The organism is Legionella erythra (genome assembly GCF_001467615.1).
Taxonomy (GTDB): Bacteria; Pseudomonadota; Gammaproteobacteria; order Legionellales; family Legionellaceae; genus Legionella_C; species Legionella_C erythra.
This window is the reverse complement of record NZ_LNYA01000024.1, coordinates 34,053-46,852: the sequence shown is the minus strand read 5'-3', so window position 1 is coordinate 46,852 and position 12,800 is coordinate 34,053. Positions and strand designations below refer to the sequence as shown.

Below are 12,800 nucleotides of genomic sequence, written 5' to 3'. Positions count from 1 at the left end.
TTAATAAATTATGATAAAGTAGTGTTACCGATGTGACCAGGCATCTTTGTTACCTATGTGCCGGTCACACAGTGTGATGATACCTTTCGCGGGAGAGGGTTGGGGAGAGGGAATGTCACGGATGGTCATTGATAAGACGATGTGGTCTCGCTTAGAAAAATTACTTCCAAAGCCTAAAGGCCGGCATGGCGAAGATGATCGGCTATTTATGGAAGCAATATGTTGGATGCTTCGTACTGGTGCTGCATGGCTCGGCTTGCAACCGGACTATGGCAACTGGAAAAGTGCTTATAATCGTTATAACAACTGGTCGAAAAAAGGTTATATCGCCGCAATATTGTAATAGATGATGGGATAACGGCTGTTATACCAAGCAAAAAAGAATCGCTTGCATCCAACGCGTCATGATCATGATTTCTACAAGCAAAAAAATATTGTTGAGCGTAAATTACGGCCTCGTTGTCTTAGCATAGATTTGTCCATTGCCCTCTCCCCAAACCCTCTCCCGCGACAGGCATCATCATACTAGCAAAACTCTTATCGCGGGAGAGGGGGCAGATCGAAGTGAAATTGAAAATCTGTGCTCAATTCAAAATTAAATCTTGTTTAAAAAAACTTCAGGGACGTTGCCTAATCAATCCCAAGCCATGAATTCTTCAATTTGCGTATCATAAAAGTGCTTGAGCCGACGCTTGATCGAGCCGGTTTTTCCAGGAGGCGCCGGGTAGAGCGCGTCATCAAGGCTCACAAAATGATAACCATTCTGACGATAAAGATTGATAATGTCTTCCAGAGCATAGGCATTCAGCAGATTGGCATGAATCAATAAAATCTGGGGTTGATCCGGTTTGCGAATGACGCGGTTATGCTCTTCTGCTTTCAGCGTCTGCTCCCAGATAAAATCAATATAGCAAGGTTTTAGCACCCCCATAAAAAAGCGCCGCTCTTTTTCGGGAACCGACATCAGAAGCTGATTGAAAACAAAATCACGGCTATCAATGGTGATGGGCGCCACATGATAATGCTTTAAAGCGAGGTAATTCATCACGCGCTCTTTTTTTTCACCCTGCCCCACCACCAGGTAGGGGAAGCGGAAATATTTAGGGCGGGTTAACACCGGCTTTAAAATTTTATCGGCCTGTTTAATCTCGTCAATGTAGGCTTGGGTGTCCATGCGATTGAGGTTCGCATGCGTCAGGGTGTGATTACCGACACCAAAACCCGAGTCACGAAATTTCTGAAGCATGGGCATGTTGTTTTCCGTAACTTCACTCGCAATGACAAAACCCGTGGCGGGCACGCCATTGGCTTTTAAAGTTTCAATGATTTTATTGAGATGAAAGTTTTTGCTTTCACCCACAAAAGGAAGATCATCAATAGTAATCGCCACCAGTCGCTGGGCCTGGGTTACCGTGGTGGTTAAACACAACAATAACCCTATCATTAATAACGTTTTTTTAAACAACAATCTATTCATCCACTCGTTTCAGGTTAATCATCGCAGTGCATTAAACCTGAGGGTTAACGCAAAATGAGCAAATAATACCACATAAGCCAACAATTATACATATTGGATTTTTTTAAGAAGAATCTGGCAGCGGCATCGCTTGCCAGATTATTGTCGCTTATCCTGGTAGCAATTAAAAGTTAGGATGCTCATCATCACTGCTGTCGTTTTGTTCCACCACGGCATTGGCATCGCCCTTCATTTTCTCCAACTGGCCTTTCAGGGCATGCAAATGATCCACAGCTCCATTGTCTATCGGCAGCGGTTTTATAACAATAGCCTGCGCTTCACGCGCGGCTTTAAGTATACGAGCGGATTCAAGCATGGCGGCAGCAAAACTTTCATTGAACTCACTCATGACACTGGATTGATTAAACGTATCGACGGCGTGTTCAATCACCAGGTTGATTTGATCATTTTTACCGATAATATTGATTACTTTTTTCACTCGATCGTAGGCATCATCGCAAGTATGCAATGGTTTGCCCGTTGTGGGATCCAGCTCCATCAATTGCGAGTCGTCATTGCTGCTTAATACTTTGCTGGTAACCGTCTCCTTTTGCATGGATACAACGACCTGCTTGTAAAAATCGTTTGCTGAAGCATGGACAGGAATATGAACACCGTAATCAGGATTATATTGCGTGTTCAGATAGTTTTTAAATCCATTGGCCGCGTCTTTAAACTCAGCCAATTTTTCACTGCAGACCATTGTTTTAGCGTAATCCTCAAATATTTTAAAAAAGTTTTTCCCCGGTGCGTCGGGGAATTTGGTTTGCAAATGGGTCAACAGAGCATCAGAAATATCATCGTCGGCACCCGGGTTATGTTGTGCCTCATAACGATTAATTTCTTTAATCAAGGCCGCAACAAATTCATCGGTCTTATCGCTGTAAGCACAGGCTTCGATAGCGTGCTGCACATATTCATTGACCCAGGGGTAGTGCTCAAGCGTCTGTTGCACATCCGCTGGAGCCGGATTTGGACCCAGCGCTTGCAGTTCCGTGCTGCAGGTCAGAATTTGTTTATCCAGCAAGTCGGTGCGATGGTTTTTTACGGTGTCCGCCAACTGGCTATTTTGATCAAGGAGTAATTTGACACCCTGGTAGGTCAGCGTGGTGGGGTCTTTTTTGGTATGATCGGCATAAGCTTCCAGCAAATGTTTTTTGGCCACCTCCTCATTCATGCCGACCAGTTCGTTAAATTTGGTCCGCATGTCGCTGGGTTTGACTTTGAAAGCCTGGATTTCATCCAGGGTGAAGAAAGGGATATTCTCTGCATGCTGCCGCCAGCGAACCAGATTATCAAAGCCGTTATGACCACATTCCACGGAATCCGCAAGCATGATACCGTCATCCAGGAGAAAATCACGAAATTCATTGGTAAATGCCGCACTGTAACAGGAGCCGAAAACAGCAGCGCCCGTATTCATGCCCTTGTCTTCCAGTTTGGTAATAATGGCTTGTACTGTTTTTTTCTTCAACCCGCTGGTTTCTTCATCCACTTGGCCATTGAAACCACCACCGTGGCCGCCACCCAGGTAAAAAACACTGACATGACGACCTTGCTCAAATTCATTCAACTTACCCAAAATGTAAGCTTCTGCATCTTCTTTATTATGATCCAGATGAAGAATCAAATGATCACCGGTATTTTGTTTTGTGGTCGCAAAAATATAATCCCTGACATCAGCATCTCGAATCAAGCTGGCGGGAATCGCTTCATTGTTATTAATCTTGGCCTGAAATTCTTTTAATTTATCCGGTGACGCCTGATTAATCACCAAAGGGGGATTAAATTTGCACAACGAGATAATTGAGGCAACTTCCGAGCCCGTCAGTGCGGACACGTTGCGAATGATGAGGGCTGACTTATCCACTTGATTCTCCTTTCTTATCGCCATTCCATAACACCCTTTTCATCGGGGTGCTGGCTTATACAAAGCGGTTACTGTGGCCGGTAGGCGAGCTATTATCGGCTGGCTTTTGTTGATTCTGGTAAAATGCGTAAGGGTTTTGATTCGGGTATTCCCCTTTGACCAGGGCTTCGTATTTTTGCTTTACCCGGCCCATGAAGCTTAATTCTTTTTGTGCATCCGCCTCGAATTTCACCTTCTGACCCAGTGTTTCAAACAGTAGTTGCGCGACCTTGTCGGCACCGGATAAGCCTGACAGGCTGGAATCATCTAATCTGACGCTCTCAAGTTTCGGCGTGTTCAGTTGTTTCAGGAATTGTTCAAGCGTATATAAATCCAGTGTTTGCAGTGAATTATTGGCCAGATCAAACATGAGCAGGCCGCTTTTAGCCAGGGCATCGGCAATAGCCAGTAAATCGTCAGGTTTGTTTGAGCCTAAGTTATTGACGCATAAAATCAATTTTTTGATATTGGAATCTTTAAATGCGGCAATTAACTGTGCCAAATCAGCGTTCAGTAATCGAAGCGCATTGTGCGATAAATCCAGTGTATCAATGGTAGACGGCGCATACTCCCGGATGGCTTGCACCATAGCAAGCAAATCAGCAATTTTTCTTTTTCCCAGTTTCGACCCACCCAAATCCAGCGTCTTGTCACTTGCCTCGCCTTCCTTTTTTTCGCCTTTTGTCGGGTGCATAAAAAACGCCTTGATTTGCTCGGCAAGGGGAATATTCGCTTTTAAATCAATCTTCATGTGATCCTCACAATAAAGTCATGTCATAGTCTATGGTAAACCGGACTTTATAAAATACAAGTCTATTTGCGTAGAAACATGTCAAAAATCAAGCGGCTTTTTAATCAAATTAGTGGTACCCTTCACTTTATTTATTCGACGCAATCACCCTTGACACACTCTGTTTTTGAAATTGGCGGCTTGCATTGTGAATTAGTTCGCAAATCCATAAAAAATTTGCACTTAAGAGTCTACCCTCCTGATGGACGCATCCGTGTCAGCGCGCCGCTATGCATGAATCAACAAACCATTGAGCAGTTTATCATCGCCAAACAGGATTGGATTAGGCAAAGCCGTCAACGCTTCTTATCCCAGCCGCTGCCAACCGTGCAGCAATACCATGACGGTGAAATTCATTATTTTTTTGGCCACCCCTACCAGTTGACTATTGTGCCGGGTTCGACGCGTCCCTTTTGCTCGCTTGACGCTCCGTTTTTGTATCTCCATACCACAGCCGAATCGTCTTTTGAAGAACGCGCCGTTCTCGTACAACAATGGCGCCGCCAGCAACTCCAATTGCAATTGGACGAATTAGTTCCTCGCTGGGAAAAAATAATCGGCGTAAGAACACAAGCCGTGGGCATTAAAAAAATGAAAACACGCTGGGGGAGTTGCAACACGAATGCCGCACGTGTCTGGTTTAGTTTGATGCTGGCCGAAAAACCCCTGGCTTGCCTTGAATACGTGGTAGTACACGAGCTGGTGCATTTGCTGGAAGCAAGCCACAATCATCGCTTCCAGGATTTTATGAATCAATTTCTTCCCGATTGGCGACAGCGAAAGGCACTGCTGAACCGTTAATCAGGTAGAACAGGGTTTATTATTCCCGGCACAAGCGTCATCGCAATACGCTAAACTTTTTTCGACCTGAATGGTGGAATGATGAATATTATGATCTTCTTTCAGCTGCCGAACCAAACGCAAACGCGCCTCATCGCTTAATTCCTGTTCAGGCATCCAGAGATGGACAGACAGGGCATTTTCTTTGGTGCTTAAAGCCCAAATGTGCAAATCATGCACCTGTTCGACGCCTTTCTCCGCCTGCAGTAATTGCTGCACCGCCACCCAGGAAATGCCGCGTGGCACCGCATCAATAATCAGACGAAAGCTGTCGGTAAAAAGCGTCCAGGTCCCTTTGATGATGATGAAAGCAATCAGCAAACCCACCATTGGATCAATCCATAGCCAGTGAGTCCAGTACATGAGTGCAGCCGAAATAACCACACCGACAGAGATCAGGGCATCATAAAACAAATGCAGGTAAGCCCCGCGGATATTCAAATCATCGCTGCCGCGAATAAACAAAGCTGCGGTAGTGCCGTTAACGACGATACCGATGCCTGCCACCATCATCACCGACAAGGCTTCAATGTCCGATGGCGAGAACAATTTATACATCGCTTCGGTGGCAATAATGCCGCAGGAAAAAACCAGCAAAACCCCGTTGGCCAGCGCCGCGAGAATGGATGTTTTTTTCATCCCGTAAGTGGTGTGTTCTGTCGGCAACCGCTTCAGGAGTCCATTCGCTATCCACGCCAGGATCAAACTGAGCACATCACCCAGATTGTGAATGGCATCGGCCAGCAGACTGGTTGAATTAGCCCAGTATGCATACAACACCTGAATGATAACAAAGACACCATTGGCGATAATGGCAATCAAAAAGGCTCGATTAAATTCAGCCGGCTCATGATGATGCTCATGAGCATGTCCTTCGCCGGCGTGATGATGGTGGTGATGCCCCATGCGCTACCTTATTGCTCAATTGAACTGGAGTCGGATGCATCCTGTTCATTACTGTAATAATTAATACCAATTTTAATCCGATCGCGTTCGTTTTGCTTACGCCAATTATTGGTATCACGCAAAGAATACACACAACCGCAATATTCCTGCTTGTAAAAATTTTCCCGCTTGGCAATTTCGTACATGCGCGCGGCACCGCCATTTTTACGCCAGTTGTAAGTCCAGTATTCAATGTGAGGATAACGACTGGCCGCACGCGTGCCGGCGTCATTAATCTGGTTCATGTCCTTCCAGCGCGAAATGCCAAGCGAACTGCTAATAATAGGAAATCCATGTTCATGGGCATACAGTGCCGTTCGTTCGAAACGCATGTCAAAACACGCGGTGCAACGTTTGCCACGCTCAGGCTCCCATTCAAGCCCTTTCACGCGTGCAAACCAGTTGTCTTTGTCATAATCTGCATCAATAAAAGGAATATGGTGCTTTTTGGCAAACGCAATGTTTTCCTGTTTTCGTATTTCATATTCCTGTACAGGATGAATATTCGGATTATAAAAAAAGATAGAGAAATCAATGCCTGAATAAAGCAAGGCTTCCATAACTTCCCCGGAGCAGGGTGCACAGCAGGAATGCAGCAGCAATTTGTCAGCACCGTGGGGCAGGACTAATTTTTCACGTTCAATCATGATGGACTTTCCGCCAAATGAATAAAATGTTCACGATAATAGGCTAATTCTGCAATAGAATCCTTAATATCATCCAGGGCCAGGTGCTTGGACTCTTTATTAACGCCATTCATTAATTGCGGGCGCCAGCGTTTGACCAGCTCTTTGAGCGTACTGACATCCAGATTACGGTAATGAAAGAATGCCGCCAATTCTGGCATGTATTTATAAAGGAAACGTCTGTCCTGGCAAATGCTGTTGCCGCACAAAGGGGATTTACCCTTATCCAGATACTGCTTCAAAAAATCGATAGTCATCTGTTGGGCCTGCACTTCATTGATGGTTGATTCCTGCACACGTTTGACCAGGCCTGATTGATTATGTTGCCGGGTATTCCAGTCATCCATGGCCGCTAAAACCTCATCAGGCTGATGGATAGCGATAACCGGTCCTTCAGCCAGAATGGTCAACTGGGAATCCGTGACAATGGTGGCTATCTCGATGATGAAATCACGCTCCGGCTCAAGCCCCGTCATTTCCAAATCCAGCCAAATTAAGTTATTGTTGTTTTTCATAATTTTTCCATGAATCAAGATCCAATTTAATGGCTGCCGCGCGCCGCTTGCTCAATTCGCCCTTAATGGCAGCACCCTGATAGCCCTCTTTTAGCAAAGCCTGTGCAGAAATCTGGTTGCAAATGGCGTGCATAGCCCGCCAAAAATCACTTTGCCTGTAGCCGCTTTTCCCCTTTCCCAGGGAATCTGCTTCGCACACGGTTAATAATTTGTCAAACTGCAGCGGTTTGCGGAAGGCGTCACTTCGCTCCAGCACTTTAACAATGGTCTCTGGCCGAAGCTCTTCCACCCGATGGATCAGTAAATGAAAGCGTGAGACCAAGACCGCCAGTTTACGGTATTCAGCTGGAACACGCAGGCGATGACATAAGGATTCTATCACACTCACGCCGCTTTCTTCATGGCCGTGATGCTTGGGCCATTTGCGCATCGGCGTTACCGCCTTACCCAAATCATGCACCAGTGCCGCAAAACGCGTGCTATTGTCCTCCGTGAGTTCAACCGCTGCCTGTAAAACCATCAGGGTATGGATGCCGCTGTCAACTTCGGGATGATAACGGCGTGTGTTGGGAACACCGAACAAGGCATTGATTTCCGGCAATACAACTGCCAGGGCATCGCAGGATCGCAAAGTCGTTATAAACACACCCGGATTGTCTTCTGACAGGGCGCGTTGCAATTCCTGCCAGACCCGCTCCGCAACCAGGTGATGCAACTCCCCATTTTTAACCATTTTATACATCATCAGGCGCGTTTCATCCGCGACGCGAAACCCTAACTTTGCATAGCGGGCAGCAAATCGTGCGACGCGCAGAACCCGCACAGGATCTTCAGCAAACGCCGGTGATACGTGCCTTAGGCATTTATTCTGTAAATCGTTTGCCCCTCCATAAGGATCAATGATATGGTCGTCTTCATCCATGGCCATGGCGTTTATGGTTAAATCACGCCGCAATAAATCTTCTTCGAGTGTTACATCGACATCATAATGGCAATCAAAACCATAATACCCAGGCCCTTTTTTCCGTTCTGTGCGTGCCAATGCATATTCCTCCCGGGTTTCAGGATGCAGAAAAACCGGGAAATCCTTACCAACTTGTTGATAGCCTTGTTGTAATAGTTGTTCAGGCGTGGCGCCGACCACCACCCAATCCTGCTCGCTGACCGGGTAACCAAGCAGCCGATCACGAACAGCGCCACCCACCAGATATACTTTCATTCTCTACCTTTCTTAACGACTCTCGCTTCTTTTGAAAACAGACCATTATTTTTATACACTTGCTTTATGGAAATTTATCAATAAAAAGTCAATAAGGCAAAAATTTGGCAGACCAACAGATCCATGCACTACGCTTAAGCGCTCGTGCACAGGCAGGGAGACATTTACGCAAAGCTGTCTTTATTTTAAATTTGCCATCATACTGCAGTTTCAGCCATTATAGACTTCATTGCTTATGAGTAAAAGACGAATCAATAAACAACAAAGCGCCCGCATCCAGAAAATACAGGCCAGTTACCGTCTTGACGTCGTCAATGACTTGTCAAACAGTGAAGAAGGTCTGGTCTTGACGCGGTTTAGCCGCCATGCCGAGATAGAATCCCCCGATGGCCGGCGTGTGCATTGCTCTATTCGACCCAATATTGAATCACTTGTCGCAGGCGATCGGGTAATCTGGCAGGCCCAGGGGGGTAGTCAGGGCGTGGTTGTCAGCTGCTATCCCCGTACAACTGTTCTTGAACGCCCCGATAAACGGGGTATGGCGCGTGCGGTAGCCGCCAATATCACCCAACTGATGGTGGTTGCGGCGGTCAAGCCGGAATTGAACTGGCCACTGCTTGATAATTACCTGGTGATGGCAGAACACCTGAACTTGAAAGTCTGCCTTTTATTGAATAAAGTCGACTTGCCCTGCGACACGTTAAAAGAACAATTTTTAGCGACTTATGTCCCACTGGATTACCCCGTGCTATTTATCAGCCGCGAACAAAACCTTGGCTATGAATGCCTGGAATCTTTACTGGCGAATGAAACCAGTGTCTTTGTTGGTCAATCCGGTGTTGGCAAATCCTCCATCATTTCTCGAATTTTACCGGAGGAGGACGCGATTCAGACCGCCGACATCTCAGCCAGCTCCGAATTGGGATGCCATACGACCAGCAACTCACGCCTTTATCATCTGCCTCACGGTGGTGATTTGATTGATTCGCCAGGCGTGAGGGAGTTCAGTTTATGGCAAATGCCGGTGATGGATATCGTTTACGGTTTCAGAGAATTCCGGGAACTGGCGGCCTTGTGTAAATTTAGAAACTGCAATCATGTGGATGCGCCGGGGTGCGCCATTGCCGCTGCAAACAAGCAGGGCAACGTTTCTGGTCGCCGCTACGAGAGCCTTATAAAGTTGATAAATCAGCGCTCATCCTCCTCCTATTAGCCTGTTGCTGCTACGATGACAATATAAGCGAATGGGTTGATTTCTCCGGGATTTTAGGGCCTAGTTTTTTTTCGATGTAGTCGTTTAAAAACAGTCTGTGTGGATTAGTATCGGGGTTGGAATGGATGAGCTCGCTGAATTTTTTCAACACGCCGGTAAATGACAAATCCTTTAAATCGTTAAATTTAATATCCCCCAGCTTACTTTTCAGAGTTTGCACACCATAATCGACATCCGGTGTAAAAAATCCACCTTGCTGAGTTTTCAATTTATGATAAACACTGCGGTAGAGTAAAAAGTCGAATACTTTCTCGTAAAACAGGGTTGATGATTCCAGCTTGTAACCGCGTAATTTCTTTAAAACATCCTCCTTTTGCGTGCCCAATTTAGTTAACAGTTCCGCAAATTTGATATTCACCCTGATCCAGATGTGATGTTGATTTTCATCCTGAGCAAAGGTATGCAATGCCTCTTCAATAAATGGGTCGATGCTCTTTCTTAACTCCGGCTTTTGAGTGGCCAAGTCCAATAACACAATAACCAGGGTTTTCGGATTAAATGCGGTGCAGTTGGCATCGAACAGGGAGCCATTCTTAATGCTTTTCAGCCATTCATGGGTATCGCTGGAACGCAGTAAGGTTGTCAACATGCTTTCATCGCTCAAAGCGGGTGTAATGATATTCTCCATAATGGAGGAATAGACAAAACGCATGGAATTTGTTTCATTTTTAATCGCTTCTTCAGCGGCAGTAAACAGTTCACTGCCTGTTTTAGTGACTACATTACTGGAATCCCATAAATGTAAAACCGTTCTGCCGGCTAAGACACGATTAAATTGGTGGGTCATCAACGAAACCATCATCGTCAAGACACGGCGAGTAGCTTCCTGCTCATCAATGTCATCATAATCCCGATAAACCCGGCGAGCGGAAAAAGCCCGCATGACGTCTAACTCGCTGAATTTTTTTAATTCAGCATGCGGATTGTAATCACAGACCAGTTTAGCTAAATGTTTCGTATACACAGCAACACATTCACGATCCGTATCCTGGTGGCTATTCCCCTTTTGAATATCCGTCAGAATTTTAGACACAGTGTAACGATCTTGCCGCCAGGTGACTTTTTGTTGAAGCAATCGCTCACGCTCCTCCTCAGGCAGCTTTCTCACAAATTCACTGAATTCACCATACGCAATTTCCGCTTCCGTTGCTTCTTTATCGGTATAATTTTTGCCATAAATTAAACCGGTCGGAAACAGGGCGGCGTTGATCAATCTGACCAACGCATCGACAGTACTTTTTTGAATGGCTGGAGCCGATTTGCTTTCTTCTGCGCGCAAATAGTCGTCATAAAATTCAGTGAACTTTAAGCGTTGCTCTTCTTTGAACGTAAGCGGTGCAGGAACCTGTGGATTACAATTAAAAAAGGTCCCGTGGGTTTTATGGTGGTTGGCACAATTAGTCAGCAAAATAAACTGGGTCCCATCCTGGGATAAAATAAACGAGGTCAGAGGATATGCCATGAGTGAAACCGCTGTAATGGGATCAACATCATGGGTAAGCGTAGGGATGAGGATGCGATAATAATTTCGGTTGATAAGCCCTGCACCGGCCAGCCGCTGAGCCAGAGTGATCCAGGCCTTATTGACGTCCGATGTCAGACGCAGATAGTCGTTCGTCGTGTCAATAATGCTATCCCAACGTGATTTATAAAGGGCAGCAATCGCTTCCAATACCTCATCATCGATCGTAGATTTTCTTTTCAACATCTCCTTGAGTTGCTGCAACGGCGCCTTCAGATGCGAATACGGTCTGTAATCGAGTTGATTGAGCAATTCAGCAAGCTTATCAATGGCAAAAAAAGGCCCGGCGCTTATTGTCTCATAGGCAGGATTAAATGCAGGATTAGTTGAGATGAATGCAGAATTTTTAGTCGCCAACCATTGCGCCACAGGTGCGAGTTTCGCTTCAATATCTTCTTCGTTTTTCCAACAAGCGACTAAAATTTCAAAGAGGTAGATGGGTTTATTTTGATAACTAAATTTAAGACCATAAAAATTGCTGGCCTGTTTCAAGTCGCAATTATTAATCTCCGCCTGCAGATTAAGCAACGCAAAACGAAGATGCTTGGGATTTTTCTTATCTACAGCATTGAGTACCTCAAGCAAGCTCATGAGCAATTGCGAGGAATAATTTTCAGGCTTCTTTAAGCCCGGTGCAATTTCGTTCAGTAAATAATCCCAGAAACTACTATATAGTTTGTTGCCAAAATTAAAGGACAGCCCTTCACCTGTTTTGCTTTGCAGGCGGAACAATTCTTTTATCGATAAAATGCGTGGGCTGACGTCTTTGGGAACATCCCGCGTAGCAAGAAAACCACTGACTTTCAATTGCTTGATAATGGCATCGACACTATGCCAGGTTTTATCATCATCACCCAGAAATATACCACTGGGGGGATAGGATGAAATTTTGGAAAAATTATCCGGATCAAACCGGGGCATTGGAATTAGGATTTCGAGATAACCCTTCTTCAGTTCCCGACCCAGGTCCTGAGCCAGTTCAATCCAGGGCTGGTTAATCCCTGGGGTATTAAAGGTATAATCTGCAGCACTATCAACAATATCCCCCAATCGCCTGGCATAGCAATCCAACAGCTCCTTGATATCCTGCTCTTGAATTACAAGATTTGGCGGCAAACCGGAGTATTTGTTCTTTATTTCGTCAATGAGAGCAGCATCTTTCGGATGTGTTGGCTGCTCTTTATTTGAAAATAAAATGAGAAATTCATGTATACGACTTACTAACATACGACCCTGCTTCCCAAAATAGGGTACTCTATTCTAGCGTAAATGAAACTCATTTACGAGTTAAAAAATAGCACAAATGGTACTTATTCTCTCTTTGTGAACGCGAACCAAGAGTGTGGGGTTAAAATCGGTTGTCAGGCGAGCAATTTCAGGTATCGGGGTCGTGTTTTTCATTGTTTAAGCCTGACTATGCCCATTGTTACTTCACATACAGTCTAACGGTTTATTCCCTCTCTAAACGTCTGCTGGCGGGAAGGCGCGTTATCAGGAAGCTAATCCTCATGACAGGATAACACGACGCTGTCTCTGTTTCCGGCAACGGCAGGAATTTTCAGGATAGACAGGGTGGAATTGGCAC

General features: G+C 45.4%; 11 protein-coding genes. 3 read left to right on the top strand and 8 right to left on the bottom strand.

The genetic code is table 11. The features are described from left to right. The first annotated feature begins 121 nt into the window (after positions 1–121). Positions 122–343, top strand: coding sequence for a transposase (locus tag Lery_RS07015; RefSeq protein WP_237759171.1), 222 nt, complete (start codon positions 122–124; stop codon positions 341–343). Positions 344–634: 291 nt separating this feature from the next. On the opposite strand, the gene Lery_RS07010 is transcribed toward Lery_RS07015, so the two are convergent. From Lery_RS07010 to Lery_RS07000, 3 genes are all read right to left on the bottom strand, one after another. Beyond that, positions 635–1,444, bottom strand: coding sequence for a polysaccharide deacetylase family protein (locus Lery_RS07010; protein WP_058526836.1), 810 nt, complete (start codon positions 1,442–1,444; stop codon positions 635–637). Positions 1,445–1,640: 196 nt separating this feature from the next. Then, entirely contained in the window at positions 1,641–3,386 is a 1,746-nt protein-coding gene (locus Lery_RS07005) for a hypothetical protein (RefSeq protein WP_058526554.1), read from the bottom strand. A 55-nt stretch (positions 3,387–3,441) separates the two neighbouring features. Then, positions 3,442–4,176: a leucine-rich repeat domain-containing protein gene (locus tag Lery_RS07000; RefSeq protein WP_058526553.1), complete on the bottom strand. Its 735-nt coding sequence runs from the start codon at positions 4,174–4,176 to the stop codon at positions 3,442–3,444. Between the two features lie 78 nt (positions 4,177–4,254). Between Lery_RS07000 and Lery_RS06995 the strand changes: the two genes are divergently transcribed. Next, on the top strand, positions 4,255–5,016 hold the full coding sequence (locus tag Lery_RS06995) for a M48 family metallopeptidase (protein WP_058526552.1): 762 nt from the start codon (positions 4,255–4,257) through the stop codon (positions 5,014–5,016). Here the strand turns inward: Lery_RS06995 and Lery_RS06990 are convergent, their stop codons facing one another. From Lery_RS06990 to Lery_RS06975, 4 genes are read right to left on the bottom strand one after another with little or no spacing between them, the layout of a single operon-like run. After that, positions 5,017–5,961, bottom strand: coding sequence for a cation diffusion facilitator family transporter (locus Lery_RS06990; RefSeq protein ID WP_058526551.1), 945 nt, complete (start codon positions 5,959–5,961; stop codon positions 5,017–5,019). It lies immediately after the preceding gene. An 8-nt stretch (positions 5,962–5,969) separates the two neighbouring features. Continuing rightward, positions 5,970–6,647, bottom strand: coding sequence for an epoxyqueuosine reductase QueH (locus Lery_RS06985; protein ID WP_058526550.1), 678 nt, complete (start codon positions 6,645–6,647; stop codon positions 5,970–5,972). Next, positions 6,644–7,201 carry an oligoribonuclease gene (orn, locus tag Lery_RS06980; RefSeq protein ID WP_058526549.1) on the bottom strand — a complete coding sequence of 186 codons (558 nt, stop codon included), beginning with the start codon at positions 7,199–7,201 and terminating at the stop codon, positions 6,644–6,646. The genes Lery_RS06985 and orn overlap by 4 nt, the downstream gene beginning before the upstream one ends. After that, positions 7,185–8,420, bottom strand: a complete 1,236-nt coding sequence (locus Lery_RS06975) for a multifunctional CCA addition/repair protein (RefSeq protein WP_058526548.1) — start codon at positions 8,418–8,420, stop codon at positions 7,185–7,187. Before Lery_RS06975 ends, orn begins: the two co-directional genes overlap by 17 nt. A 235-nt stretch (positions 8,421–8,655) precedes the next feature. Here Lery_RS06975 and rsgA point away from each other — a divergent pair, with 235 nt between their 5' ends. After that, the gene (rsgA, locus tag Lery_RS06970; protein WP_058526547.1) at positions 8,656–9,633 is read left to right on the top strand and encodes a ribosome small subunit-dependent GTPase A; all 978 of its coding nucleotides are present in this window, start codon (positions 8,656–8,658) and stop codon (positions 9,631–9,633) included. Between the two features lie 10 nt (positions 9,634–9,643). Here the strand turns inward: rsgA and Lery_RS06965 are convergent, their stop codons facing one another. Continuing rightward, on the bottom strand, positions 9,644–12,442 hold the full coding sequence (locus Lery_RS06965) for a hypothetical protein (protein ID WP_058526546.1): 2,799 nt from the start codon (positions 12,440–12,442) through the stop codon (positions 9,644–9,646). Between the last annotated feature and the right edge of the window lie 358 nt (positions 12,443–12,800).